We start from the raw sequence: 26,480 nt of genomic DNA on the forward strand, positions 1-26,480 counted from the left end.
TACCCGCGGCCGACGGCTGGGGGAGATTCGTCAAGAGGTGCGCGCCCGGCGGATGCGCGGGCGAGCGGAGCGAGGACTCGGCATGAGCGGTACGACCGACGGCGCCGGAGCCGTCACCGCGACGCCCCCCGCGGGCGTCCAGATCCCCGCCGAACCGCCGCCGCACGGGCTGGGCGTCTCCCTGACGCCCGCCGACGCGGCGGCCAAGGCCGAGGGCACCTTCCCGTACGCCGCCGACCTGTGGGCCGAGGGCCTGCTGTGGGCGGCGGTGCTGCGGTCCCCGCACCCCCGGGCCCGGATCCGGTCCGTGGACACCCGGCACGCCACGGAGATGCCGGGCGTGCGCGCCGTCGTCACGCACGAGGACGTGCCCGGCGACAAGGGGCACGGCCGGGGCATCGCCGACCGCCCGGTGTTCGCCAGGGACGAGGTCCGCTACCACGGTGAGCCGATCGCCGCGGTGGCCGCCGACCACCCGGACACGGCCCGGCTGGCCGCCGCCGCCATCGTGGTCGAGTACGAGGTCCTGGAGGCCGTCACCGATCCCCAACTCGCCTTCGAGGCCGAGCCGTTGCACCCCGACGGCAACCTCATCCGGCACATCCCGCTCCGCTTCGGCGACGCCGAGGCGGTCGGCGAGGTGATGGTCGAGGGCTTCTACCGGATCGGCCGCCAGGACCCGGCGCCCATCGGGGCCGAGGCCGGTCTCGCGGTGCCGCGCCCGGACGGCGGGGTGGAGATCTACACCGCCTCCACCGACCCGCACGCCGACCGCGATCTGGCCGCCGCCTCCTTCGGCCTGCAGCCCGAGCAGGTCAAGGTCGTGGTGACCGGCGTGCCCGGTGCCACCGCCGACCGCGAGGACCCCGGCATCCAGTTGTCCCTGGGCCTGCTGGCGCTCCGTACGGGATGCCCGGTGAAGCTGGCCGCCACCCGGGAGGAGTCCTTCCTCACGCACGCCCACCGCCACCCCACGCTGCTGCGCTACCGCCACCACGCGGACGGCGACGGCAAGCTGGTGAAGGTGGAGGCGCAGATCCTGATGGACGCCGGGGCCTACGCGGACACCTCCGCCGAGGCGCTGGCCGCCGCGGTCTCGTTCTCCTGCGGCCCGTACGTCGTCCCGCACGCCGTCGTCGAGGGCTGGGCGGTCCGCACCAACAACCCGCCGTCCGGGCACATGCGCGGCGAGGGCGCGCTCCAGGTCTGCGCCGCCTACGAGGGCCAGATGGACAAGCTCGCCGCCCAGTTGGGCCTGGAGCCGGACGAGATCCGCCGCCGCAACGTCATGGCCACCGGCGACCTGCTGCCCACCGGGCAGACCGTCACCTGCCCCGCCCCGGTCGCCGAACTCCTGCGCGCCGTCACCGAGGCGCCGCTGCCCGAGCTGCCCAAGGACACCCCCGAGGCGGAGTGGCTGCTGCCGGGCGGCACCGAGGGCGCGGGCGAGCCGGGCGCGGTCCGGCGCGGGGTCGGCTACGCGCTGGGCATGGTGCACATGCTGGGCGCGGAGGGCGCCGACGAGGTGTCCACCGCGACCGTGAAGGTCAGCGGCTCGGTCGCCACCGTCATCTGCGCCGCGGTGGAGACCGGTTCCGGGTTCGCGACGCTGGCGCGGCAGATCGTCCAGGAGACGCTGGGCGTCGAGGAGGTGCACGTCGCGGGCGTGGACACCGACCAGCCGCCGGCCGGTCGGGCCTGCCACGGCCGGCACACCTGGGTCTCCGGCGGCGCCGTCGAGCGGGCCGCGAAGATGGTCCGCACCCAGCTCCTCCAGCCGCTGGCCCACACGTTCGGGATGTCCACGGAGCTGCTCCAGATCGCCGACGGCAAGATCACCTCCTACGACGGGGTGCTCAGCACCACCGTTGCCGAGGCGCTGGACGGCAAGGAACTGTGGGCCACCGCCCAGTGCCGGCCGCACCCCACCGAGCCGCTGGACGAGACCGGTCAGGGCGATGCGTTCGTCGGCCTCGCGTTCTGCGCCATCCGCTGCGTCGCCGACGTGGACATCGAACTGGGCACCGTCCGGGTGGTGGAGATGTCCGTGGCGCAGGACGTCGGCCGGGTGCTCAACCCGCGCCAGCTGCGGGCCCGGATCGAGGCCGGGGTCACCCAGGGCCTGGGCGCCGCGCTGATGGAGAACCTCCGCACCACCCGCGGCGAGGTCCGCCACCCCGACCTGACCGGCTATGCGCTGCCGACCGCGCTGGACGCGCCGGACATCCGGATCGTCAAGCTCGTCGAGGAGCGCGATGTGATCGCGCCGTTCGGCGCCAAGGCGGCCAGCGCGGTGCCGGTCGTGACCTCGCCGGCCGCGGTGGCGTCGGCGGTCCGGGCCGCCACCGGCCGGCCGATCGGCCGGCTGCCGATCCGGCCGCAGGCGGCGGTGGCACAGCCGGTGCAGACGTCGCAGATGCCGTAGTGATGCCGCGGTGATGCCGTAGCGAAGCCGTGGTGGTGCCGGTGCGTCGAGGGCGCGCCGGCGTCGCGCGGGCGCCGTGGCGTGCGGGTGCCGTGGCGTGCGGGCCGGACTGAAGGCGGTCCCCGCGGTTGTCGGGGCCGCCTTCGGGTGGCTGCGCCGAAGCGCTCGCGCGCTGCCTGTCGAGGCGTTGCGCGTACAGAGGCCGTGGCGGGGATCGAACCCGCGTAACTCGCTTTGCAGGCGAGTCCCTGAACCACTCGGGCACACGGCCGGGGTGCGGTGCTGTCCCGACTCTAGGCCGCGGGGTGGGGGGCCGGACAAGAGCGGCGGGCGGGCTGCCACGAGGCTGCAACACGCGGTTCACGAACGGGCGGTGGGCGGTGGTCCGGCGGCCTCAGGAGGCCCGGAGGAACTCCTCCACGAGGGGGCGGAAGAGCTCCGGCTCGTCCACCCAGGGGTAGTGCCCCACGAGGTGCAGCGGACGCACCCGGCCGTGCGGGAAGGCGGCGGCCACCAGCTCGCCCGCGCGCATCCCGACCACCCCGTCCCGGTCGCCGGTGACCACCAGGACCGGGCAGTCGACCCGCCGCAGCCCCGCCAGCAGTGCCTCCCGGGTCGGCTCGTCCACGCCCTGCCAGAAGCCCGCCCGCGGTACGGGCCGCAACTGCGCGCCCTCGGTGGCCGCGTGGGCCCGCTGCGGTTCGTCCCACCGCCCGTAGGCCAGCGGTGCCGCGGCGTGCAGCAGATCGCGGACCTCCGCCAGGTCGGACGCCTCGGTCAGCTCCTGCACCGCCACCGCGGCCCGCGGCCACCACTCCTCGTGCATCCGGGACGCGAAGATCTCCCGTGCGTCGTCGGGGAGTTCGTCCTGGAGGCGGGAGCCGGGGCAGACCAGCACCAGGCGGGTCGGCCGCTCCGGGTGGGCCGCCGCGTACGCCTGCGCCAGCGTGGCCCCCGCGTCGTGGCCGAGCAGGGCGAAGCGTTCGAGGCCGAGGTGGGCGCGGAGCGCCTCGACGTCCTCGGCGAGGCGCGGGAAGGCGTATCGGCCGGGATCGGCGGCGGCCGGGGAGGCGCCGGTGCCGCGGCTGTCCGGGACGATCAGCTGCCGGTGTACGGCCAGGCCGCCCAGATCCCCCAGGTACGCGGCGTCCCGCCCGGGGCCGCCGGCCAGGCACACCAGGGGCGGCAGCGGGGAGTCGGCGGGCCCGAGCACGCGGTAGTGCAGCTCGGCGTCGTCGTAGGTGCGGAAGTACGGCATGTGGACAGCCTGCCGGACGGTCCGGGGCGGCGCGGTGGCCGGGACGCGGCCGCGGGGCCGGGGAGCGGTGTGCGGCGTAGGACCGACGGCGGAGGGAATCCCCGACTCCGGACAGGGGCGCAAGTACCCTACGGCCCTTACGCTGGCCCGATGACCGCTGATCCTTCGAGCCCCGCGGACGCGGCCGCCCCCGCCGCCGCGGGCAGTACCGCCGCACCCGCCGTACTTGCCGCCCGTGCCGCCACCCCGCCCCCGGACGGCTCCGGAGGCGTCCTCGGACGGGAGCACCGCGCCCTGACCCTCGGCATCATCTCCGTCGTCTCCCTCATCGCCTTCGAGGCGAGCGCGGTGAACACCGCCATGCCGGTGGCGGCCCACGCCCTCGACGGCATCGGGCTCTATGCCTTCGCCTTCTCGGCCTTCTTCACGGCCAGCCTGTTCGCCATGGCGCTCTCCGGTGTGTGGAGCGACCGGCGCGGACCGCTGGCGCCGCTGTTCAGCGGGATCGCCGCGTTCGGCGCGGGGCTGCTGATCGCCGGCGGGGCGCAGGGCATGGGCATGTTCGTCGCCGGGCGCGGGGTCCAGGGCCTGGGCGGCGGCCTGGCCGTGGTGGCGCTGTACGTCGTCGTCGGCCGCGGCTATCCCGAGCGGCTGCGGCCGTCGGTCATGGCGTCGTTCTCGGCGGCCTGGGTGGTGCCGGTGATAGTCGGCCCGCTGGTCGCCGGGACGGTCACCGAGCAGTTCGGCTGGCGCTGGGTGTTCCTCTCCATACCCGTGCTGATACTCCTGCCGCTCGCGGTGATGCTGCCGGCGCTGCGCAAGCTGCCGCGCACCGCCCCGGGCCCGGACGCCGGCCTTCGGGGCATCCTCGGCAGCCGCCGCTGCCTGCTGGCCCTGGCGGTCGCGGTGGGTGCGTCGCTGTTGCAGTACGCGGGCCAGCACCCGGACCGGGGCGCGCTGCTGCCGGCCGCCGTCGGGCTGGCGCTGCTGGCCCCGGCCATCGTGCGACTGCTGCCCCGCGGCACGTTCCGGGCGGCGCGGGGGCTGCCGGCGGTGGTGCTGATGCGCGGTCTGGCCGCCGGGTCGCTGGTGGCGGCCGAGAGCTTCATCCCGCTGCTGCTGGTCACCCAGCGCGGGCTGTCCGCCACCCTGGCCGGGCTCTCGCTCACCGGCGGCGGCCTGACCTGGGCGCTCGGCTCGTACGTCCAGAGCCGCCCGCGTCTGGACCCGCACCGCGAGCGGCTGATGGGCCTGGGCATGGCGCTGCTGGCGACGGCGATCCTGCTGGTGCCGCTGGTGCTGATCGACGCGGTGCCGGTCTGGACGGTGGCCGCGGCGTGGACGATCGGCGGCTTCGGCATGGGCCTGAACATCTCCAGTGGCGGGGTGCTGCTGCTGAAGCTGTCCCGTCCGGAGGAGGCGGGCAGCAACTCCTCGTCCCTCCAGATGTCCGATGCGCTGGGCAATGTGACCTTCGTCGGCGTCAGCGGGGTGCTGTTCGTGGCCTTCGGCGGCGGTTCGATCGCCGCGGGCGGTGCCGCGCCGGCCACCACCGGCGGCGCCGCCCCGGTGAGCCACCCCGCGGCGTTCCTGGCGGTCTTCGCGGCGATGGCGGTGGTGGCGGTCGTCGGCGCGGTGGTGGCCGCCCGGCTGCGCCCGAAAGCGGTGGACGGGCCCCGGCCGTCGGTGGAGCTCTAGCACCTGTCGTCGCATTCCCGTCTGCCGCGCGACGCCCGGCACTGGGCACCGCCCCCATCGGCAGCCGGTGCGGTGTGACGTCGCTCCCACCCCCGGGCGGGAGCGGCCGTTCCGCGTCGGGGGGAAAGCGGGGCACCGGTAGGCTGACGCGGTTGCCGATCGCCGACTTCAGCCGACGGAGACCGTGACTACTACCACCAGCGCCACCAACAGCCATCACCTGTCCCCGGCCTTCCCGGGGCGGGCCCCGTGGGGTACCGCGAACAAGCTGCGTGCCTGGCAGCAGGCGGCCATGGACCGGTACATCCAGACCCAGCCGAGAGACTTCCTCGCCGTGGCCACGCCCGGCGCCGGCAAGACGACGTTCGCGCTGACCCTCGCCTCGTGGCTGCTGCACCACCACGTCGTGCAGCAGGTGACCGTCGTCGCGCCGACCGAGCACCTGAAGAAGCAGTGGGCGGAGGCCGCGGCCCGGATCGGGATCAAGCTCGACCCGGAGTACAGCGCCGGGCCGCTGGGCCGCGAGTACCACGGCATCGCGATCACCTACGCCGGTGTCGGGGTGCGCCCGATGCTGCACCGCAACCGGATCGAGCAGCGCAAGACCCTGGTCATCCTCGACGAGATCCACCACGCCGGTGACTCGAAGTCGTGGGGCGAGGCGTGCCTGGAGGCGTTCGAGCCGGCGACCCGGCGGCTGGCGCTGACCGGTACGCCCTTCCGATCCGACACCAACCCCATCCCGTTCGTGGCGTACGAGGAGGGCAACGACGGGATCCGCCGGTCGTCGGCCGACTACACCTACGGCTACGGGAACGCGCTCTCCGACGGCGTCGTCCGGCCGGTCATCTTCCTCTCCTACAGCGGGAACATGCGCTGGCGCACCAAGGCCGGCGACGAGATCGCGGCGCGGCTGGGCGAGCCGATGACCAAGGACGCGGTCTCCCAGGCGTGGCGCACCGCGCTGGACCCGCGCGGCGACTGGATGCCGAACGTGCTGCGGGCCGCCGACCGCCGGCTGAGCGAGGTCCGCAAGGGCATCCCGGACGCCGGCGCCCTGGTGATCGCCTCCGACCAGGAGCAGGCCCGCGCGTACGCCAAGCTGATCCGGGAGATCACCGGGCAGGGCGCGACGCTCGTGCTCTCCGACGACTCCGGCGCCTCGCAGCGCATCGACGACTTCTCGCACTCCGACGACCGCTGGATGGTCGCGGTCCGGATGGTGTCCGAGGGCGTCGACGTGCCCCGGCTCGCGGTCGGCGTGTACGCCACCACGATCTCCACCCCGCTGTTCTTCGCGCAGGCGGTCGGCCGCTTCGTCCGGTCCCGCAAGCGCGGTGAGACCGCGTCCGTCTTCCTCCCCACCGTCCCGTCGCTGCTCGGCTTCGCCAACGAGATGGAGGTCGAACGCGACCACGTCCTCGACAAGCCGAAGAAGGACGGCGAGGAGGACCCGTACGCCGAGTCCGAGAAGGAGATGGACGAGGCGAACAAGGAGCAGGACGAGGACACCGGGGAGCAGGAGCAGTTCTCGTTCGAGGCGCTGGAGTCGGAGGCGGTCTTCGACCGGGTGCTCTACGACGGCGCCGAGTTCGGCATGCAGGCGCACGCCGGCAGCGAGGAGGAGCAGGACTACCTCGGCATCCCCGGCCTGCTGGAGCCCGACCAGGTGCAGATGCTGCTCCAGAAGCGGCAGGCGCGGCAGATAGCGCACAGCCGGAAGAAGCCGGACGCGGAGGCGGACCTGCTGGAGATGCCCGCCGAGCGGCGGCCGGTGGTCACGCACAAGGAGCTGCTGGAGCTGCGCAAGCAGCTCAACACGCTGGTGGGCGCCTACGTCCACCAGAGCGGCAAACCGCACGGGGTGATCCACACCGAGCTGCGCCGGACGTGCGGCGGCCCGCCGAGCGCGGAGGCGACGGCCGGGCAGCTCAACGAACGCATCAAGAAGGTGCGGGAGTGGGCCACGCGGATGCGCTGAGCGCGTTCGCGGCCGCGGCCCGGCCCGGCGGCCCGGCGGGCCGGAGCCGGTGGTGCCAGTGGTGTCAGTAGTGCCGGTGGCGCCAGTGGTGCCGATGGTGCCGATGGTGCCAGTGGTGACGGGTCCGGCCGGTGTCGGTCCGGGGGACGCGTCGGGGAGGCGCGGTGCGGGTTCCGTGCGGAAGTGGTGTGCGGAGCGCGCCGCGCAGCGCCGGGCGGCGCGCGGCCGGAAGTCACGGGCCGGTCACGGTGGCGCGACCTGGCCCCCGTCGGAGAGGGCCACGGTGCGGACGAGAGCGGATATTCCGGGCGTGAAAGCCCGGATTCTGGACGGACTCTTCCGCTGACCGGAGTGGCTCGCTACTGTCCCGGTCACGCACACGCCCCGTGGCAGCGCCGCCGCGGAGCGCAGCCGGTGCAAAGCGGCCGGCGGCTCCTGCGCGCTGCTCCGGGACGGGCAGTGCGCCGCGCACGGACGCCGCCACTCACTTCAGGAGGGGGCGTCGTGACCGCAGAGACCTCCCAGACGCTCGACCGAGGACTGCGCGTCCTCAAACTGCTCGCCGACACCGATCACGGGCTGACCGTCACCGAGCTCTCGCACAAGCTCGGCGTCAACCGCACCGTGGTCTACCGCCTGCTGGCGACGCTGGAGCAGCACGCTCTGGTGCGCCGGGACGCCGGCGGCCGGGCCCGGGTCGGACTGGGCGTGCTGCGCCTGGGCCGTCAGGTCCACCCCCTGGTCAGAGAGGCCGCACTGCCGGCGCTGCGGTCGCTCGCCGAGGACGTCGGCGCCACCGCCCACCTCACCCTCGTCGACGGCACCGAGGCGCTGGCGGTCGCGGTGGTCGAGCCGACCTGGACCGACTACCACGTCGCCTACCGGGCCGGGTTCCGCCATCCGCTGGACCGCGGGGCCGCCGGGCGGGCGATCCTCAAGGCCCGCCAGGGCCGCCTCCAGGACGCCGGACTCGCCCTGACGCACGGGGAGTTGGAGGCCGGTGCCAGCGGTGCCGCGGCTCCGCTGCTCGGGGTCAGCGGCATCGAGGGCAGCGTGGGCGTGGTGATGCTCACGGACACCGTCGCGGAGCAGATCGGGCCGCGGGTGGTGGACGCGGCCCGGGAGGTCGCCGAGGCGCTGCGCTGACGCGGCGGCCCGCCGCCGGTCCGCGTGCCCGTGGCGATCACGTGCGCCATGTGGTGACCCTGTGCCGCTGCCGTGTGGCCAGGGCGCCGCACGGGGCGGGCGGGGCGGGGGTCATTTAGGGTGGCGGAGTGTCCTCACGCGCCCGTGCCCTGCTGGTCTGCACCGCCCTCGTCCTCGCCGTCCTCGTCACCGCGGCCCTGGCACCGCTGCCGTACTCGGTCGCCTATCCAGGCATCACCGCCAACGTCCTCGGCGACGACAAGGGCAAACCCGTGATCACCGTCGCCGGCCCCCCCACCCGCGACACCAGCGGGCAGCTGCGGATGACCTCCATCACCGCCACCGGCCCGGACGCCTCCGTCCACCTGCCGGACGTGGTCCGGGCGTGGTTCCGCACCGACGAGGCGGTCATGCCGCGGGATTCGGTCTACCCGGTGGGCAACAACACCGAGGAGATCGCCGAGCACAACGCGGAGCAGATGAAGCAGTCGCAGGACAGTGCCACCCGGGCCGCACTGGGCCGGCTGGGGAAGTCCCCCAAGGACGTCAAGGTCACCTTGAGCCTGGCGGACGTCGGCGGGCCCAGCGCCGGCCTGATGTTCGCGCTGGGCATCGTCGACAAGCTGGCCGGCGACGGCGCCGGGCGCGACCTCACCGGCGGCCGGACCATCGCGGGGACCGGCACCATCGACGCCGACGGCGCGGTCGGCGCGGTCGGCGGGGTGGCGCTCAAGACCCAGGCCGCGCACCGCGACGGCGCGACGGTCTTCCTCGTCCCGCGCCAGGAGTGCACGGATGCCCGCGCCGAGCTCCCCCAAGGGATGCGGCTGATCCCGATCACCTCCCTGGACGGGGCGGTGGACGCCCTGAAGGCCCTCAACTCCGGCGGTGCGGTGCCCAGCTGCACCGGCTGAGCCGAGGGCCCGGGGCCCGTCGTCCCTAGCCGCCGCCCTTCCTGATGAAGCCCTCCCGGAGCAGCCACGACTTGGCCACCTCGTGCGGATCGCGGCCCTCGACGTCGACCTCGGCGTTGAGCTTCTGGGCGACCTCGTTGTCCAGGGCGGCGGTGACCGGGGCGAGGACGGCGGCGATCTGCGGGTACTTCCGCAGCGCGGCGGCGTTGATCGACGGCGCGGCGTTGTAGTTCGGGAAGAAGCGCTTGTCGTCGGCGAGGACGGTCAGCCCCATCGCCTTGATCCGGCCGTCGGTGGTGAAGACCTCGCCGAAGGTGCAGGACGTCCCCTTCGCCGTCTCGGTGTAGACCACGCCGCCGGTCATCCGCCGGACGTTGCCGGGCGGGATGTCCATGCCGTACGCCTTCGCCATGCCGGGCAGGCCGTCGTTGCGGGTGGCGAACTCGTTCTCCACGCACAGCGTGACCGCGCGGGGGTCCTTCTTCAGCAGTGCGGCGACGTCGGAGAGGGTGCGCACCCGGTACTTCTGCTCGTTGGCGGCGTTCAGCGCCAGCGCGTAGGTGTTGTTCAGCCGGGACTGCGGCAGCCAGACGATGCCGTTGCGCAGGTCGGCGTCGCGTACCGCCACCCACTGCTGATGCGGGTCCGGGATCGGCTTGACGTGCCCGAGGTGAGTGATCCAGCCGGTGCCGGTGTACTCGTACATCCCGTCCGCGGTGCCGGTGCGGACCGCCTCCCGGGCGCCGATGGTGCCCTGGATGTTGGTCTTGTCGACGACGGTGGCGCCGGCCGCCTTGAAGACCAGCCCCATGATCTGGCCGAGGATGATGTTCTCGGTGAACTCCTTGGAGGTGACGGTGAGCTGGGCGCCCTTGAGGGGCAGCCCCCGGCCGACCGTCCCGGGGACGACGTCGTCGGTCATCGGGCTGCCGCTGACCAGCCCGCAGCCGCCGAGCGCCGCGGCCGCCAGCAGTGCCGCGCCGACCGCCGCGAGCCTGCCGCGCCGCACCCTCGGGCCGTTCCGCACCCTCGGGCCGCTCTGCCCCCTCATGTGGCCACCTCCAATCCGCGCGGCCGCAACAGCAGTTCGGCCAGCGAGGCGAGCCACTCGACCAGTAGCGCCAGCGCCACGGTCAGCACCGAGCCCAGGATCAGCACCGGCATCCGCTGGGTGATGATGCCCGCCGAGATGAGGTCGCCCAGCCCGCCGCCCCCGCCGAACGTGGCCAGCGTCGCGGTGCCCACGTTCAGCACCAGCGCGGTGCGCACCCCGGCCAGGATCAGCGGGACGGCCAGCGGGAGTTCGACCTTGGTCAGCACGCCCAGCGGGGACATGCCGATCCCGCGGGCCGCCTCGGTCAGCGTCGGATCGATGCCGCGCAGCCCGGCGATGGTGTTGGCCAGCACCGGCAGGACGGCGTAGACCACCATGCCGACGATCGCCGAACGGGCGCCGATGCCGAGCCAGATGACCAGCAGCACCAGCAGGCCGAGCGCCGGGACGGCCTGCCCGAGGTTGGCGACGGCCATCGCGAACGGGGTGGCCCGGCGCAGCCGCGGCCGGGTCAGCGCGATGCCCAGCGGGATCGCGATCACCAGCACGAAGATGGTGGAGACGGCGGTCAGTTGGAGGTGCTGGCGCAGCGCCAGCCACACCTTGCCGTGGTCGACCGCCTGGTGGGCGATGGAGTCCAGACGGGCGCCGCGGAACCACAGCCAGGTCGCCAGCAGCGCGGCGGTCAGGAACGCCGGCATGAACGTCCACTTCTGCCAGCTGATCCGGCGCCCGCCCACCGGGGCGGAGCGGGTCGGCGCCGTCCCGGACGCCACCTCCCGCTCAGCGGTCTCCGCGCCGTCCGGTGGAGCCGCCCCGCCGGGCCCCTCAGGAGGCCGTCTGCGGCCCCCGCCGCCCGATCCGGCGCCCGGCGTCACGCCCGGCCTCCCGGGCCGCGCTCGGCCCCGCCCGCGCCGTTCAGGCCCTCCTGGGCGAGCTGGGTCCGGTGGGCGCGCAGCGCCTGGAGTTCGTGCTGGTGCTCCAGGGCCTCCAGGCGGTCCGCCTCCAGCAGTTCGTGGACGTTGTTCATCAGCGTCTCCATGTCGACCACACCGAGGAACTCGCCGCGCCGGCCGGTGACCGCGACCCGGCCCGCGCTGTCGGTCAGCACCGCCTCCAGGGCGTCGCGCAGCGTCGCGTCCAGGGTCACCGTGTCGGTGACCAGGGTGCCGGCCCGGGCCAGCGACTGTTTGGCGAGCGAGAGGTCGCCGCGGCGCAGCCACTTGTACGGGCGGCGGTGGCGGTCCAGCAGCAGCACTTCGTTGGTGGCGCCGTCGCGCAGCAGGTCGAAGATCGACTGGAGTGGGTCGTCGACCCGCGCGGTGGGGAAGTCGACCACCGCCACGTCCCGCACCCGGGTCAGGTTCAGCCGCTTGAGCGCCGCTCCGGCGCCCACGAAGCCGGAGACGAAGTCGTCCGCCGGGTTGGTGAGGATGGCCTCCGGGGTGTCGAACTGGGCGATGTGCGAGCGTTCGCGGAGCACCGCGATCCGGTCGCCGAGCTTGATCGCCTCGTCGAAGTCGTGGGTGACGAAGACGATGGTCTTGTGCAGCTCGTGCTGGAGCCGGATGAGCTCGTCCTGGAGGTGGTCGCGGGTGATCGGGTCGACGGCGCCGAACGGCTCGTCCATCAGCAGCACCGGCGGGTCGGCGGCGAGCGCGCGGGCCACCCCGACCCGCTGCTGCTGGCCGCCGGAGAGCTGCCGGGGGTAGCGGTCGTGGAACTCGCCCGGGTCCAGGCCGACCAGGTCGAGCATCTGGGCCACCCGGTCCCGGGTGCGCGCCTTCGACCAGCCGGTCATCCTCGGCACCAGGGCGATGTTCTGCGCCACCGTCATGTGCGGGAAGAGCCCGGACGCCTGGATGGCGTAGCCGACCTTGCGGCGCAGCCGGACCGGGTCGATGGCGGTGACGTCCTCGTCGCCGATCCGGATCCGCCCCGACGTCGGCTCGATCAGCCGGTTGATCATCTTCAGCGTGGTCGACTTGCCGCAGCCGGACGGCCCCACGAACACCACCGTCTCGCCGGCCTTGATCTCCATGCTGACGTCGTCCACCGCCGGGGCGGGGGTGCCCGGGTAGGCCTTCGTCAGGTGCTCCAGCCGGATGGCGGCGCCCACCGAACCGGCCGGCCGCGCGGCGTTCTCCGTGGCGCTCGGGTCGCTCGGGTACGGCTCAGGCACGGATCCCCCTGGAGATGGTCAGGCGCCCGATCAGGACGTAGGCGGCGTCGAAGAGGAGCGCCAGGACGACGATCCCGAGCGTCCCGGAGAGCACCTGGTTGAGCGCGTTGGCGCTGCCCAGCGAGGCGATCCCGCGGAAGATCTCGTTGCCGAGGCCGGGGCCCGAGGCGAAGGCGGCGATGGCCGCGATGCCCATCAGCATCTGGGTGGCGACCCGGATGCCGGTGAGGATCGGCGGCCAGGCCAGCGGGAGTTCGACCCGGAAGAGCCGGGCCGGGCGCGACATCCCGATGCCCTTGGCCGCGTCGACCAGGGCCGGGTCCACCCCGCGCAGCCCCACGATGGCGTTGCGGACCACCGGCAGCAGCCCGTACAGGGTCAGCGCCACGACGGTCGGTGCGACGCCGAGGCCGACGACCGGGATCAGCAGGCCGATCATGGCCAGGGACGGGATGGTCAGGATCGTCGCGGTGGTCATGGTGGCGAGCGTGCCGGCCCATTCGCTGCGGTAGGTGGCGACGCCGATCGCGACGCCCAGCACCGTCGCGATCACCATGCACTGGAAGACCGCGCTGGCGTGCTGGTACGTGTCCGTCAGCAGCTGGGTGTGCCGGCTGCCGACGTACTCCCAGAAGCTCACTCGTCGCCTCCTCGGTCCGTCGCACTGCGGCCGGCCCGCCGCGGTTCAGTCGCCCGCGGCCTGCTTCACCAGCGGGATGATCCGCAGCGGAACCGGATTTTCCATGACAATCGCCGTGGATGCCCGCACGATGCCATCAAAGCCCACGACCCGGTCGATCACCCGCTGCAGATCGGCGTTCGACCGCGCCACCAGCCTGCAGAGCATGTCCCCGTGCCCGGTCGTTGTATGCAGCTCCAGCACTTCCGGAACGCCCGCCAAGTGGGCCCGTACGTCGCTGCCTTGGCCCTGCTTGATCTCCAGGGTCGCGAACGCGGTCACCGGATATCCCAGCGCCGCCGGGTCCACGTCCGGTCCGAAACCCCTGATCACTCCATTCGACTGAAGCCGGTCGAGGCGCGCCTGCACCGTCCCGCGGGCCACCCCCAGCCGGCGGGACGCCTCCAGGACGCCGATCCGCGGCTCCCGGGCGAGCAGTTCCAGCAGTGCCCCGTCCAAATGATCGATCGCCATCGCCGCACCCTCCGATTTCGATGGTCATCATGTACAGAACGCTCGGTGATACCCGCGGACTGCTATACAGAGTGCCCAGCGGATGCACAAACTATTGCGCACCTTGTGGATCGGCGGGACTCTGCGGACATGGCAGACACCACGATGCACACCCAGCCCACCACCCCGCACACGGCCCGGCAGGCGGACCCCTTCCCGGTCAAGGGGATGGACGCGGTCGTCTTCGCCGTCGGCAACGCCAAGCAGGCCGCGCACTACTACTCCACCGCCTTCGGCATGAAGCGGATCGCCTACCAGGGCCCGGAGACCGGCAGCCGCGAGACGGCCTCCTACGTCCTGGAGTCCGGCGGCGCCCGGTTCGTGTTCACCTCCGTGGTCAAGCCGACCACCGAGTGGGGCCGCTTCCTCGCCGACCACGTGGCCGCGCACGGCGACGGCGTCATCGACCTGGCCATCGAGGTGCCGGACGCCCGCGCGGCGTACGCCTACGCCGTCGAGCACGGCGCGACCGGCCTGACCGAGCCCTACGAGACCAAGGACGAGCACGGCACCGTCGTCCGGGCCGCCATCGCCACCTACGGGCAGACCCGGCACACCCTCGTGGAGCGCACCGGTTACGACGGGCCGTACCTGCCGGGCTTCGTCGCCTCGGAGCCGCTGGTCGCCGCTCCGACGAAACGTTTCTTCCAGGCGATCGACCACTGCGTCGGCAACGTCGAGCTCGGCAGGATGAACGAGTGGGTGGCCTTCTACAACAACGTCATGGGCTTCACCAACATGAAGGAGTTCGTCGGCGACGACATCGCCACCGAGTACTCGGCGCTGATGTCCAAGGTCGTCGCGGACGGCACCAAGAAGGTGAAGTTCCCGCTCAACGAGCCCGCCATCGCCAAGAAGAAGTCCCAGATCGACGAGTACCTGGAGTTCTACGGCGGCCCCGGCGTCCAGCACATCGCGCTGGCCACCAACGACATCGTGGCGTCGGTCCGCCAGATGAGGGCCGCGGGCGTGGAGTTCCTCGACGTGCCCGGCTCGTACTACGACACCCTCGGCGAGTGGGTCGGCGAGACCCGGGTCCCGATCGACGAGCTGCGCGAGCTGAAGATCCTCGCCGACCGGGACGAGGACGGCTACCTGCTGCAGATCTTCACCAAGCCGGTCCAGGACCGCCCGACCGTCTTCTTCGAGATGATCGAGCGGCACGGCTCCCTCGGCTTCGGCAAGGGCAACTTCAAGGCCCTCTTCGAGGCCATCGAGCGCGAGCAGGACCGGCGCGGCAACCTCTGACCCGGTTCCGGCCGCACTGGTCTGCCGGCCGGAACCGCCGCCAGTGGGCCGTACGCGATCTTCCGTGTACGGCCCACGGGTGCCACGCTGAGGACATGGACCTCATCGAACGCCTGCGCGCCGGGCTCCCCGGGGAAGCGCTGCTCACCGACCCCGACGTCACCGGCTCCTACGCCCGGGACATGGCCAACTTCTGCGACGCCGGCACCCCCGCCGTGGTCGTCCTGCCGCGCACCGTCGAGCAGGTCCAGCACGTGATGCGGACGGCGACCGCGCTGCGCGTCCCGGTTGTCCCCCAGGGCGCGCGGTCCGGGGTCTCCGGCGCCGCCAACGCCGTCGACGGCTGCATCGTCCTCTCCCTGGTCAAGATGGACCGCATCCTGGAGATCAACCCCGTCGACCGGATCGCGGTCGTCGAGCCGGGCGTCGTCAACGCCGTCCTCTCCCGCGCGGTCAACGAGCACGGCCTGTACTACCCGCCGGACCCCTCCAGCTGGGAGACGTGCACCATCGGCGGCAACATCGGCACCGCCGCGGGCGGCCTGTGCTGCGTGAAGTACGGCGTCACCGCCGAGTACGTGCTCGGCCTGGAGGTGGTCCTCGCCGACGGCCGGCTGATCAGGACCGGGCGGCGCACCGCCAAGGGCGTGGCCGGCTACGACCTCACCCGGCTCTTCGTCGGCTCCGAGGGCAGCCTCGGCGTCGTGGTCCGCGCCACCCTGGCGCTCAAGCCCGAGCCGCCCCGGCAGCTCGCCCTGGTCGCCGAGTTCGGCTCGGTGGCGGCGGCCGGCGACGCGGTCTGCCGGATCATGGCCGAGGGGCACGCCCCGTCCCTCCTGGAGCTGATGGACCGCACCAGCATCCGGGCGGTCAACGCCATGGCGCAGATGGGCCTGCCGGAGACCACCGAGGTGCTGCTGCTGGCGGCCTTCGACACCCCCGACCCGGCGGCCGACCTCGCTGCCGTCGGCGCCCTCTGCGAGGCGGCCGGGGCCACCCAGGTCGTCCCCGCCGAGGACGAAGCCGAGTCCGAAATGCTCCTCCAGGCCCGGCGGTTGACCTTCACCGCGCTGGAGCGGATCAAGCCCGCGATGCTCATCGACGACGTCTGCGTGCCCCGCTCGCAGCTCACCGCGATGCTGGAGGGCGCCGCCGCCATCGCCGAGAAGTACGACCTGACCATCGGCGTCTGCGCGCACGCCGGCGACGGCAACACCCACCCGCTGGTCTGCTTCGACCCGGCCGACCCCGACGAGGAGCGGCGGGCCCGCGAGTCGTTCGACGCCATCATGGCGCTCGGCCTCCAGCTGGGCGGCACCATCACCGGCGAACACGGCGTCGGCGTCCTGAAGAAGGAGTGGCTGGCCCGCGAACTGGGCCCGGACACCGTGGAGTTGCACCGCGGCATCAAGCAGGTCTTCGACCCGCTGGGGATCCTCAATCCGGGGAAGCTGTTCTAGGGCCCGGGGGCGGCGTCCCTCACCGCCCGGAGGCGGCACCCCGCGTACGGGGGCGGACGGGGCGGGGCGAGCGGCACGTCTGCCGCCGCCGCGCTGGTTCCCGTCGGGGGACACCACGTCTGGGGGCGGGCCCGCGGCGACTACGGCCGACGCGGCCCGTCGTCGGGAGCGTCCTCCGGGTAGTCCTCCGGGTCGTCGTCCGGGTCCTCGTACGGCTCGTAGGCGGGCACCGGCAACCGCGCTCCCCGGCTCTCCGCGACCCGATGGGTGGTGACCAGGGAGTTCTTCAATTCCACGGTCAGCAGGTGCAGTTCACCGGGCGTCCAGGACCGGTCGGCCAGGACCCGTTCCGCGTCCTCGATGAGGACGGCGGCGGAGCCGAGCTGCTCGGCCTCCAACCGGTCGGCGAGGCGGGAGACGTACCCGGTCCCGTCGCTGGGGAGCAGGAAGCACGGGTTCCCCTCCGGGGTCGTCCAGGGCAGCAGCCGTGGCGTGCGGTCGGCGTGGTCCCTCATGCGGCGACCTCCATCCCGTGGATGCGGCGCGGCCCGACGTCGACGCCGTGCACCGCGAGCCACAGCGCCCGCCGCCGCCCGCGCCGCAGCCGCCGCTCCCGGCGGTCCGCCTCGGTGAGGACGTACGGGCGGACGAGGGGGACGTCCTCGCCGCGGAGCAGCACCGGCGGCCGGGCGGGCGCGCGGAGCGGTGCGACCGCCTGCGGCGCGACCTCGCGGGGCGCGGTGACGGCCGGCGATCCGGGCGCCCGATGCCGCCCGGGGGCCGGAAATAACAGCCGCAGCAGCGGCAGGAACAGGCTCGCGATACGGTTCATCACGTCGTCAACTCCGTGGTAGTTGGTGGCCATGCCCCCGGACCGGTCGCACGGTCGCGGGGGTCTTGTGCGAAGGGCGGGCCGTTCGCACCCGGGCCAGTTACGTTGGGTAGGTACAGCGTTGCTCTGCGGAGTGCCGGGGTGCAATGCCGGACGCGTGCCACTCGCCGACTGTCACAAAGGGGGATGCGTGAGCCGACGCAACGCCACGGGGGGAACAGCCGCCACCAACGCCGCCGTGTTCGGAGAGGTGCTGAGGCACTTCCGCGAGGCGGCGGGACTCACCCAGGAGGAGCTGGCGAGGAAGATTCCGTGCGATCGGTCGCAGGTGGCAAGAGTCGAGCGGGGGACGCGGGTCCCGCACGAGACCTCCGCCGAGAAGTGCGACGAACTGCTGGGTACCGGTGGGGTGCTGAAGAAACTGTGGGGCCGCATCGACTGGTATCCGGAGGTCGCGCATCCTGATTGGTTCAAGCGCCGGGCGGAGATGGACGCGGTGGCGGTTGCGCTGCGGGAGTATCAAGAGCGGGTCATGCCCGGGCTGTTGCAGACGGAGGACTACGCGCATGCGCTGTTCTCCCGCGTCGCGACCGGTGACGAAGTGACGGAGCGCGTCAGGGCGCGGCTGAGCCGGCAGCAACGGTTCCTCGTCCCGGATGGCCCCCTCTACGTCGTCGTCTTGGATGAGAGCTGTCTGCGTAATGTCGTGGGGGGACCAGAGGTCATGTACGGCCAGTGTGCGCATCTGCTGGCCGTGGGGGAAAGCCCCAACATCCGGGTGCAGATCGCCTCTTCCGGCCGCGCTGGGCTCGTGCGCCCCAACGCGTCCATGTCGTTGATCACGCTGCCCGACGGGCATGACTGGGTCTACTCGGAATCGCTGGACCGTGGACATTTCAACGACGATCCGGCCGTCCACGCCCGCCACAGCCAGACCTATGATGTGCTCAGGGCCGACGCTCTGTCAGCCCGTGAGTCTGCCGCTCTGATCGAAGAAGCGATGGAAGGGTACGGACACCGTGGACAGGCACGAGTTCAATTCCGCGACGTGGATCAAGAGCAGCTACAGCGGAGACAACGGCGGCAACTGCGTCGAGGTGGCCCCCGGTTTCCCCGGCGTCGTCCCCGTTCGTGACTCGAAGGATCCGCGCGGTCCCGTGTTGGTGGTTCCGGTGGACGGCTGGTCGTCCTTCGTTGTCGCCATAAAGGGCGGGGAGTTCACCGCCTGAGGTCGGTACGCGGCTGCTCCACTCCAGATGGAAGGACACCGGCGCCATGGACGGGCACGAGTTCAACTCCGCGACGTGGATCAAGAGCAGCTACAGCGACGATAACGGCGGCAACTGCGTCGAGGTGGCCCCCGGTTTCCCCGGCGTCGTCCCCGTTCGTGACAGCAAGGCCCCGCACGGCCCGACGCTGGTCTTCCCGGAGGCCGGTTGGTCCTCCTTCGTTGCCGTCGTCAAGGGCGGACAACTCCCCTTCTGAACTAGCCATGGTGAGACGCGACTGCGATGTCGACCGGGATGCCCCGGTCGCGAATAATCCGGTCCCAGCCGCATCAGTCGTCGTCGCCGATTGACGCTCGGGCGCCGTGCCCGTGGTCCGGTAGCTGGCCGCGGAAGGGGCGACGGGCCGCCCGCTGCCCCTCGTTACGTCGAGGTCATCGCGGCAGCCGCACGCTGAACTCTTGGAAGGGGCGGTGAGGTGACCGTACTGGACGGCGACCCGGGGCGAGAACTACGAATGAGTCTCGCCCGGAGTCTCCTCGATTCCGGGGACCTGAGTGCCGAATGGCGGAGCGCCGTGGAAATGGTCCCCCGTCACGTTCTGGTGCCGTTCTTCTACCGTCAGGACGGTACTGGGAAATGGTGTCAGATCAGCTCGGAAGATCCGGGATTCTTCGCTGCGGTGTACTCGGATACCGCGCTCACCACGCAGGTCACCGACGGCATTCCCACTTCGTCATCGTCGCAACCGTCGCTCATGCTCCACATGCTCGACGCACTGGATGTGCAGGACGGGAACCGGGTGCTGGAAATCGCGACCGGCGCAGGGTACAACGCCGCGTTGCTGAGCGAGCGTCTGGGAAGCGACCGGGTGTACACAGTGGAAGTGGACCGGGAGTTGGTCCGCGATGCCCGGGATCGTCTCGTCAACTGCGGGTACAACCCGGTGGTCGTGACGGGTGACGGTCGGAAGGGGCTCACCGAAGGGGCCCCGTATGACCGGTTGATCGCGACATGCGGTTTCACGTCGGTGCCGCCTGCGTGGATTCAGCAAGTGCGGCCCGGTGGAATCATCGTATGCCCGCTGGGGCGGGGAAATGCCCGACTGGTTGTCGGTCACGACGAACGCGCCGAGGGGCGGTTTCTTCCCGGGGGCTCGTATTTTATGGGAGTCCGGTCGGAAGGGGGTAACGGCCGGATTCCCTATCCGGGAGACCCGGCAGAGGTCACCATGCGGCAAACGCATGTCGATTACCTGGACGTCGAGGATGACGGCATGTGGTTTGCGCTGTCGTTGGTGCTGCCGGAAATCGCGTGGGCACATGAGACCGGCGCGGATGGTGCGCGGACCGGGTGCCGGCTGTGGGCATGTGACGGGTCATGGGCGCGTGTCCAGGACAGGGAAGTTCGCCAGGCCGGGCCGCGCCCCTTGTGGAACGCCGTAGAGCGCGCCTACGGCTGGTGGAACAGCCGCGGGCGCCCGGAGCGGGAACGGTTCGGGGTGACGGCGACGGAATCCAGTACACGATGGTGGCTGGATTCTCCTGGGACTCCGGTACCGGATATGGAGTCGTGAAACGGAGCGGGAATGACGCCGCCGACCGGAGTGTGTGCCGGTCGGCGGCTTTCGCGTTGTTGGGGTCGTCGGGGCGTCGTCGGCCCGTACCGACCGTCACGGCCGCCCCGCCGTCCGCCTCTCTACGCCGAGGCTTCTACGTCACCCCTCGGGGAACTCGGCCGGGAAGCCGGGGCGTTCGATGCGGTGACAGAGCCGGCCCTCGACCCGGTCCGGCAGTTGGGCGTAGCCGGAGAACGGGCGGAACACCTCGCAGACCACCGCCGCACGGGCCCGCCCGCGCCCCCCGATGCGTGCTCCGGCGCGGCGGCTAGGCGTACGCCGCCAACGCGTCCCGCAGGTGGTCGTCCGGCCCGCGCAGGTGCAGCGCCCGCAGTTCGCCGGTCGGGTCGCAGATGTGGAGGTGGTCGTCCTCGGGGTCGTCGTACTCGTCGTCCTCGTCGACGTCGTCCTCGTCGACGGCCTCGGGGCCCTCCACCATGGGGACGTCGTACGTGTCGTCGGGATTCTCGGAGGGCCGCGGCCGCCACCTCCACACGGCGCCGCACTCCCGGACCTGGACCTCGCCGAAGTACCAGGCCGCGCCGACCAGGAACGGATCGCCGTGCGCGGCCACCATCTCCTCGTAGCTGGCGAACCGGCCGCGCACCAGCGCTTCGAGCCGGTCCAGCGAGGCGGGGGAGAAGTCCCACTCCGCGGTTCCCCCGCCCGCTTCGGCGGCCCATGCGGCGAAGGCGTCGCGCCGTGCGGCAAGCCAGGTGTTCAACCGGTGGTTGTCGTGCCAGTCCGGGCCCGCCAGGTCGTCGGCCGCGGTCAGTTCCGTGAGCTCCGCTTCGGTGAGGGGCGGCACGGGCGGCGCCTGGAGGTGTTCCGGACGGGCCACCGCCCACAGTGCCTCGGGCCAGGTCGCCCCCTTGGTGAACCCATCGCGCGGCACGGGGTCCGGGAAGCGGCCCACCACGTCGCGCAGCGGCACACCGGCGACGGCCTCCCGCAGCATCACCCAGGGGTGCTCGGCGTGGCCGTCGTAGCGGAGCCGCTGGCTGACGAAGATGCTGCCGGCCCAGTAGCAGTCCTCCGCGTACCACGTGCCGGGCGGGGCACCGGGGTTGACCTCGCGGTACTGCCACAGGGCGTCCTTGTTCTCGACGACGTACTGGCCCAGGTACCAGGCGGCCATGGTCCAGAACGGTTCGTGGGCGACCCGGTCGTAGTCCTCGACCGTCGAGAAGTTCTTGCGCAGCAGGGCCTGGAGGGTGTCCAGGGACGCGGGGGCGAAGTCCCAGAGTGCGCGGCCGCCGGCCTCCTCGCCCCACCACTGGAGGCGGTCGAGGATGCGCGCGTCCTTCCAGCGCCGCGGGGTGTTGCAGGCGGTCAGGATCGTCCCGTAGCGCACCCAGGGGGTGGGTACCCGCCGCGGCCACCACTCCGGATGCTCCCGCTGCCGGTCCCTGACCGCCTTGCGCAGCAGCCGCGCGACCGTGGCGAGGACCTGCCCCGACTTGTCGGTGAGCGCCCGGCCGACGACGAGGAGCGGCGCGACCGGCGGAAGGCCGAGGACCGGGTCCGGGCACACCACGGGCAGCCCGTCGGTTCCCGCGGTCTCGTCCCAGTCCCAGCGCCCGCCCGCCTCCTCGATCAGTGTCTCGCCCAGGTAGGCCGCCGCGGACTCGACGTACATCGCGTTCCCGTCGCCGCCGTCGTCGAGCGAGCAGAAGTCGAGCAGCGCCTCCTCCAGCTCCGGCAGCGAGCGGGCGGCGTAGTCGTGCTCCCACTCCTCGTAGGTGAACTGGTCGTAGAAGCGGGTCATGAACTCGTGCAGGCACTCGATCCAGAGGTACAGCCGGTGGGCGGGTGAGCCCTCCGGGGCGTGCCGGCCCGCCATGTAGACGCCGTCCGCCGTGTAGGCGTCGTCCGCCGTGTTGCCGTCCATGTCTTTCCCCCGTGTAGACGTCGATGGGGATCGACCCTAGAGGAGCAACTCCGGTGGTTTGCACGGGAGTCGGGGCCGTGCGGGTGCGGGGCGCGCGGGAGTGGTCCTTCGTCCAGGTCACGGGATCGTAGGCTTTCTGGCATGGACACCACCTTCACCGCCCTCGCGGTCTTCGTGCTCGCCGTCGCCGTGCTCGCCTCCTCCTTCGACCGCCGTACCAAGCCGTTGGAGCGGCGCATGGCGCGACTGGAGCAGAAGGTGGACCTGCTGATGGCCCACCTGGGGGTGGAGGAGCCGGAGGACCCGCGGATGGCGGAGGTCGACGCCCTGCTGGCGGAGAAGAAGACGGTCGCGGCGATCAAGGTCTACCGCGAGGTGACCGGCGCCGGACTCGTCGAGGCCAAGGAAGCGGTGGAACGCCGGATGCGCTGAGCCCGCGCCGGGCCGAGGATGGCCGTTAGGGCCGCGGGACCCCGGCCCACCCACGCGCAGCAGCAGGGAGCGAGCGCAGATGGCAGCGAACCGAGCGACCGAAGCGACCGAAGGCACGAAAACGGTCGAGGGGACGCGGACGACCGGAACCGGTGGGACGGCCGCCGGCACCCACGACACGTACGACGTCATCGTGCTGGGCGGCGGGCCGACCGGTGAGAACCTCGCCGACCGGGTGCACGCCGCCGGTCTGAGCGCGGTGCTGGTGGAGCACGAACTCGTGGGCGGCGAGTGCTCGTACTGGGCCTGCATGCCCAGCAAGGCGCTGCTGCGTCCGGTCACCGCCCGTTCCGAGGCGCGCCGGGTGCCGGGGCTGCCGGACGCGGCCGCCGGGCCGCTGGACGCGCCCGCGGTCCTCGCCCACCGGGACGCGGCCGCCGCCTACTGGAAGGACGACGGGCAGGTCCGCTGGCTGGACTCGGCCGGGATCGACCTGGTGCGCGGCCGTGCGCGGCTGGTCGGGCCGCGGCGGGTGGCCGTCGACGGCGGGCGGACGTTCACCGCCCGGCACGCGGTCGCGGTGTGCACCGGCAGCCGCCCGGTGCTGCCGGACGTCCCCGGGCTGGCCGAGGCCAAGCCGTGGACCAGCCGCGATGCCACCAGCGCCAAGACCGTGCCGGGCCGGCTGGTGATCGTCGGCGGCGGGGTGGTGGGCGTCGAGATGGCGACCGCCTGGCGGGCGCTGGGCGCCTCGGTGACCCTCCTGGTGCGCGGCGACGGGCTGCTGCCCCGGATGGAGCCGTTCGCCGGGCACCTGGTCGCCGAGTCGCTGGCCGAGGCGGGCGTGTTCCTGCGGACCGGCGTGGAGGTGCGCGAGGTGCGCCGGGAGGCGCCGGGCGGCCCGGTCACCGTCCGCCTGGACGCCGGGGACGAGATCGTCGCCGACGAGCTGCTGATCGCGACGGGCCGCGCACCGCGCACCGAGGACCTGGGGCTGGAGACCGTCGGCCTGACGCCCGGCGCCTGGCTGGACGTCGACGACACCCTGCGGGTCACCGGCGTGCCCGGCGGCTGGCTGTACGGCGCCGGCGACGTCAACCACCGCGCCCTCCTCACCCATCAGGGCAAGTACCAGGCCCGGATCGCCGGCGCCGCGATCGCCGCCCGGGCCCGCGGGGTGCCGCTCCTGGAGACCGACCGCTGGGGCGCGCACGTCGCCACCGCGGACCGGCACGCCGTCCCGCAGGTGGTCTTCAGCGACCCCGAGGCCACCGCGGTGGGCCTGACCGCCGCCGAGGCCGAACGCGCCGGGCACCGGGTCCGCGTCGTCGACTACGACATGGGCGCGGTGGCCGGCGCGTTCCTGTACGCCGAGGGCTACCGAGGCCGCGCCCGGATGGTCGTCGACGCGGACCGCGAGGTGCTGCTGGGCGTCACCTTCGTCGGGCCGGGCGTCGGCGAACTGCTGCACTCGGCCACCGTCGCGGTCGCCGGGGAGGTCCCGATCGAACGCCTCTGGCACGCGGTCCCCGCCTATCCGACGATCAGCGAGGTCTGGCTCCGGCTGCTGGAGGCGTACCGCGGCGACTGAACGGGGTAACGGCTCCGGGCGGGCGGCCGCCGGGTCGGCGGTCGCCGGGTGGTGGACCGACGCCACCGCTACGCCCCTGGCTCGGGGGACTCCTCCGACGGCCAGGGGCCGTCCGGCCCGGCGTCGTCCCGGGAGGCCAGCGCGAGCAGCGCGCTCAGCCCTTTGTCGATGCCCAGGTGCACGCTCTCGGAGCCGGGCGGCACGATCCGCAGGGTGCGCTCCAGCCAGGCCGACACCGCGGCGGCCGGCGCCTCCAGCAGCGCGTCGCCGTCCGGTGAGCTCAGCGCCATGCAGACCAGGCTGCGGCCGTCCAGCTTCCTCGGCCAGACCTGTACGTCACCCTCGCCGGACGGCCGGAACACGCCCTCGACGAGCAGTTCGCGGGCGAACGTCCAGTGGACGGGGGAGTCCGATCCGACGTGGAAGGCGACGTGGACGGCGTAGGGGTCGTCCGTCCGGTAGGTCAACCGGGCCGGTACCGGAATGCTTCGCTCCGGCGACAGGACCAGACCCAGTTCAAGCTCTCGTTCCACCACGGTGTGCATGGGTTTCCGCCTCTCTTCGACACGCTGCGCGGGGCCCCGTGTGCGGGCCCGCACGGGGAGAGAGCGGGTGGCGGCCGGACTCTTACACGACTTCGGGCAACTTTTTTCCGGGAGTTCTCCGGGAGTTGCCGACGGCTGCCGGGGCAGGGGAGGAACACGGATACGACGCTGGGTCTGATAGATGTGGACGCCGCGTTGCGGCAGACTGCACCCCGACACCCACCAGGCCGAGAACAGATACGGGACTTCGGACATGAGCGCCCCTACCTCAGGATCCGCCGGCGGCAGCCCCACGCCAGGCTTCTACCCGGACCCGTCCATCCCCGGCTACATCCGGTACTGGAACGGTGCCGCATGGGCGCCGGGCACCAGTCGTCCGGCCCCCGCCGAGGGCGAGCCGATGCCCGCGCCGCCGCCCGGCGCGGCCCCCGCGCCCGCCGGCGTCGAGGAGACCGGCCCGGTCTTCCTGGACGAGGCGGACCCGGCCATCCGCCCCGGCGGCGGGGCCGAGGCCCCCGGCGCGGGCTGGGACGACCCGGCGCGGCCGCACGGCACCAGCCCGGGAGCGGCGGCCTCCTGGCACGCCGACGCCTCCCGGCAGGCCGGCTTCGGCGAGGACGGCCGGGTCTCCTGGGGCGGGCTCCCGCCGCAGCGCGCCGCGGGGACCGACGAGGCCGCCTCCGGTGCCGCGCCCAACGCCCCGGGCACGCCGGACGCCCCGGCCGACGGGACGGTCGCCTTCCGCGCCGTCAACCCGGGGGCCCGCCGCGGGTCCGGAGACCAGGGGACCACCGCGATCCGCGCGGTGCGGCCCGGGAACCCGCCCGGCAACGCGCCCGCGACGCCGCCCGCCGCGGACCGCGGCACCACCGCCTTCCGCGCCGTACGGCCGGACGCCGGTGAGGGCGGCCGACCCGCCGCCAAGAACGCGACGATGGCCTTCCGGCTCCCGGCGGGCGACCGCCCCAAGGTCGGCCCGGCCGCCGGCGGCGCACCCCAGGCCCTGCCCGCCACCGGGGCACCGGCCCAGCAGGCGGCCCGCCCGGTCCAGCAGCCTCCGGCCGCGCAGCAGGCCCCGGCTGCCCCGGCGACCCCGACCCCGGCCCCGGCGCCGGGCCCCGCTCTCCCGCCGCAGGGCGGCGCCCCCGGCGACGACGGCGTCATCCCCTGGAAGCCGCCGACCACCGATGTCTTCTTCGCCGCCGCGCAGGCCGCGCAGGGCCATCCCGCCGCGCTCGGCCGCCGGTTCGCGGCCCGGCTGATCGACAACCTGGTGCTGGCCCTGGTCACCCTCGCGGTGGCGCTGCCCATGTGGTCGACGGTCACCGACCACATCGCCGCCAAGGTCGAGGCGGCCAAGCAGTCCGGCCGCCAGGTGACGGTGTACCTGGTCGACGGCACCACCGCCCCGGTCTACCTCACCGTCCTGGCCGTCATCCTGATCGGCGGCGGCCTCCTGGAGGTGCTGCCGACCCTCAAGTGGGGCCACACGCTGGGCAAGAAACTCTGCCGCGTACGGGTGCTGGACATCGAGAGCCACGGCACCCCGGAGCTGGCGCAGGCCATCAAGCGCTGGCTGGTCTACGGCGTGCTCGGGGTCGCGGTGGTCGGTGTGGTCAACGCCCTGTGGTGCCTGTTCGACCAGCCGTGGCGGCAGTGCTGGCACGACAAGGTGGCTCGCACCTTCGTCGCCTCCGAGGCGGCGTCCGACTGACCGTCACCCGGTCGTTGCCCGGGCCGTCACCCGCCCTGACGGCCCGGGTACCCCGATCGGACGTCGGCGGATG

At 72.9% G+C, this 26,480-nt stretch carries 24 protein-coding genes and 1 tRNA gene; 14 read left to right on the forward strand and 11 right to left on the reverse strand.

What is annotated here, in order from left to right:
• Positions 1-82: 82 nt before the first annotated feature.
• A complete protein-coding gene (locus tag CG747_RS28000) occupies positions 83-2,425 on the forward strand; it encodes a xanthine dehydrogenase family protein molybdopterin-binding subunit (protein WP_100604621.1) in 2,343 nt (780 codons plus the stop codon).
• Positions 2,426-2,624: 199 nt separating this feature from the next.
• On the opposite strand, the gene CG747_RS28005 is transcribed toward CG747_RS28000, so the two are convergent.
• Both CG747_RS28005 and CG747_RS28010 read right to left on the reverse strand, forming a co-directional pair.
• A tRNA-Cys gene (locus CG747_RS28005) sits at positions 2,625-2,696 on the reverse strand.
• A 123-nt stretch (positions 2,697-2,819) separates the two neighbouring features.
• Positions 2,820-3,683 (reverse strand): alpha/beta fold hydrolase, encoded by an 864-nt coding sequence (locus tag CG747_RS28010; RefSeq protein ID WP_100604622.1) that lies wholly within the window; start codon positions 3,681-3,683, stop codon positions 2,820-2,822.
• Between the two features lie 150 nt (positions 3,684-3,833).
• Here CG747_RS28010 and CG747_RS28015 point away from each other — a divergent pair, with 150 nt between their 5' ends.
• The 4 genes from CG747_RS28015 (at position 3,834) to CG747_RS28035 (ending at position 9,422) form a co-directional block, all read left to right on the forward strand.
• Positions 3,834-5,381 (forward strand): MFS transporter, encoded by a 1,548-nt coding sequence (locus CG747_RS28015; RefSeq protein ID WP_100604623.1) that lies wholly within the window; start codon positions 3,834-3,836, stop codon positions 5,379-5,381.
• A 184-nt stretch (positions 5,382-5,565) separates the two neighbouring features.
• Positions 5,566-7,362, forward strand: a complete 1,797-nt coding sequence (locus tag CG747_RS28020) for a DEAD/DEAH box helicase (RefSeq protein ID WP_100604624.1) — start codon at positions 5,566-5,568, stop codon at positions 7,360-7,362.
• Positions 7,363-7,866: 504 nt separating this feature from the next.
• The gene (locus CG747_RS28030; RefSeq protein ID WP_100604626.1) at positions 7,867-8,508 is read left to right on the forward strand and encodes an IclR family transcriptional regulator; all 642 of its coding nucleotides are present in this window, start codon (positions 7,867-7,869) and stop codon (positions 8,506-8,508) included.
• A 128-nt stretch (positions 8,509-8,636) separates the two neighbouring features.
• A complete protein-coding gene (locus CG747_RS28035; RefSeq protein WP_100604627.1) occupies positions 8,637-9,422 on the forward strand; it encodes a S16 family serine protease in 786 nt (261 codons plus the stop codon).
• A gap of 25 nt (positions 9,423-9,447) precedes the next feature.
• Here the strand turns inward: CG747_RS28035 and CG747_RS28040 are convergent, their stop codons facing one another.
• The 5 genes from CG747_RS28040 to CG747_RS28060 form a co-directional block, all read right to left on the reverse strand.
• Positions 9,448-10,473: a glycine betaine ABC transporter substrate-binding protein gene (locus CG747_RS28040; RefSeq protein WP_100604628.1), complete on the reverse strand. Its 1,026-nt coding sequence runs from the start codon at positions 10,471-10,473 to the stop codon at positions 9,448-9,450.
• Complete coding sequence (locus CG747_RS28045) at positions 10,470-11,354, reverse strand: ABC transporter permease (RefSeq protein ID WP_100604629.1); 885 nt, start codon at positions 11,352-11,354, stop codon at positions 10,470-10,472. The genes CG747_RS28040 and CG747_RS28045 overlap by 4 nt, the downstream gene beginning before the upstream one ends.
• Positions 11,351-12,517 (reverse strand): ABC transporter ATP-binding protein, encoded by a 1,167-nt coding sequence (locus CG747_RS28050; RefSeq protein ID WP_374701827.1) that lies wholly within the window; start codon positions 12,515-12,517, stop codon positions 11,351-11,353. The genes CG747_RS28045 and CG747_RS28050 overlap by 4 nt, the downstream gene beginning before the upstream one ends.
• 133 nt (positions 12,518-12,650) lie before the next feature.
• Positions 12,651-13,298, reverse strand: a complete 648-nt coding sequence (locus tag CG747_RS28055) for an ABC transporter permease (protein ID WP_100604631.1) — start codon at positions 13,296-13,298, stop codon at positions 12,651-12,653.
• A gap of 45 nt (positions 13,299-13,343) precedes the next feature.
• Positions 13,344-13,811, reverse strand: a complete 468-nt coding sequence (locus tag CG747_RS28060; protein WP_100604632.1) for an Lrp/AsnC family transcriptional regulator — start codon at positions 13,809-13,811, stop codon at positions 13,344-13,346.
• 129 nt (positions 13,812-13,940) lie between these two features.
• Here CG747_RS28060 and hppD point away from each other — a divergent pair, with 129 nt between their 5' ends.
• Positions 13,941-15,098, forward strand: a complete 1,158-nt coding sequence (gene hppD / locus CG747_RS28065) for a 4-hydroxyphenylpyruvate dioxygenase (RefSeq protein ID WP_374701825.1) — start codon at positions 13,941-13,943, stop codon at positions 15,096-15,098.
• Positions 15,099-15,193: 95 nt separating this feature from the next.
• Positions 15,194-16,558 carry an FAD-binding oxidoreductase gene (locus tag CG747_RS28070; protein WP_100604633.1) on the forward strand — a complete coding sequence of 455 codons (1,365 nt, stop codon included), beginning with the start codon at positions 15,194-15,196 and terminating at the stop codon, positions 16,556-16,558.
• Positions 16,559-16,698: 140 nt separating this feature from the next.
• Here CG747_RS28070 and CG747_RS28075 read toward each other — a convergent pair whose 3' ends face one another.
• Both CG747_RS28075 and CG747_RS28080 read right to left on the reverse strand, forming a co-directional pair.
• Positions 16,699-17,073, reverse strand: a complete 375-nt coding sequence (locus CG747_RS28075; RefSeq protein WP_100604634.1) for a hypothetical protein — start codon at positions 17,071-17,073, stop codon at positions 16,699-16,701.
• Complete coding sequence (locus CG747_RS28080) at positions 17,070-17,390, reverse strand: hypothetical protein (protein ID WP_146022165.1); 321 nt, start codon at positions 17,388-17,390, stop codon at positions 17,070-17,072. Before CG747_RS28080 ends, CG747_RS28075 begins: the two co-directional genes overlap by 4 nt.
• Positions 17,391-17,580: 190 nt before the next feature.
• Between CG747_RS28080 and CG747_RS28085 the strand changes: the two genes are divergently transcribed.
• The 4 genes from CG747_RS28085 to CG747_RS28100 all read left to right on the forward strand — a co-directional run bounded on the left by CG747_RS28085 (position 17,581) and on the right by CG747_RS28100 (position 20,192).
• Positions 17,581-18,525, forward strand: a complete 945-nt coding sequence (locus CG747_RS28085; RefSeq protein ID WP_257980795.1) for a helix-turn-helix transcriptional regulator — start codon at positions 17,581-17,583, stop codon at positions 18,523-18,525.
• Complete coding sequence (locus CG747_RS49860; RefSeq protein WP_308303806.1) at positions 18,488-18,619, forward strand: DUF397 domain-containing protein; 132 nt, start codon at positions 18,488-18,490, stop codon at positions 18,617-18,619. Before CG747_RS28085 ends, CG747_RS49860 begins: the two co-directional genes overlap by 38 nt.
• Before the next feature lie 46 nt (positions 18,620-18,665).
• Positions 18,666-18,875, forward strand: coding sequence for a DUF397 domain-containing protein (locus CG747_RS28095; RefSeq protein ID WP_100604636.1), 210 nt, complete (start codon positions 18,666-18,668; stop codon positions 18,873-18,875).
• Positions 18,876-19,094: 219 nt separating this feature from the next.
• Positions 19,095-20,192: a methyltransferase domain-containing protein gene (locus tag CG747_RS28100; RefSeq protein WP_257980796.1), complete on the forward strand. Its 1,098-nt coding sequence runs from the start codon at positions 19,095-19,097 to the stop codon at positions 20,190-20,192.
• A gap of 310 nt (positions 20,193-20,502) precedes the next feature.
• Here the strand turns inward: CG747_RS28100 and CG747_RS28105 are convergent, their stop codons facing one another.
• Positions 20,503-22,125, reverse strand: coding sequence for a hypothetical protein (locus tag CG747_RS28105; protein WP_100604638.1), 1,623 nt, complete (start codon positions 22,123-22,125; stop codon positions 20,503-20,505).
• 141 nt (positions 22,126-22,266) lie between these two features.
• Here CG747_RS28105 and CG747_RS28110 point away from each other — a divergent pair, with 141 nt between their 5' ends.
• Complete coding sequence (locus tag CG747_RS28110; protein WP_100604639.1) at positions 22,267-22,557, forward strand: ribosomal protein L7/L12; 291 nt, start codon at positions 22,267-22,269, stop codon at positions 22,555-22,557.
• Between the two features lie 79 nt (positions 22,558-22,636).
• On the forward strand, positions 22,637-24,148 hold the full coding sequence (locus tag CG747_RS28115) for an NAD(P)/FAD-dependent oxidoreductase (protein WP_257980797.1): 1,512 nt from the start codon (positions 22,637-22,639) through the stop codon (positions 24,146-24,148).
• Between the two features lie 68 nt (positions 24,149-24,216).
• On the opposite strand, the gene CG747_RS28120 is transcribed toward CG747_RS28115, so the two are convergent.
• Complete coding sequence (locus tag CG747_RS28120; RefSeq protein ID WP_100604640.1) at positions 24,217-24,693, reverse strand: SsgA family sporulation/cell division regulator; 477 nt, start codon at positions 24,691-24,693, stop codon at positions 24,217-24,219.
• A gap of 253 nt (positions 24,694-24,946) precedes the next feature.
• On the opposite strand from CG747_RS28120, the gene CG747_RS28125 reads away from it, so the two are divergent.
• Entirely contained in the window at positions 24,947-26,407 is a 1,461-nt protein-coding gene (locus CG747_RS28125) for an RDD family protein (RefSeq protein ID WP_100604641.1), read from the forward strand.
• The last annotated feature ends 73 nt before the right edge of the window (positions 26,408-26,480 follow it).

Source organism: Streptomyces sp. CB02959 (assembly GCF_002803155.1).
GTDB lineage: Bacteria > Actinomycetota > Actinomycetes > Streptomycetales > Streptomycetaceae > Streptomyces.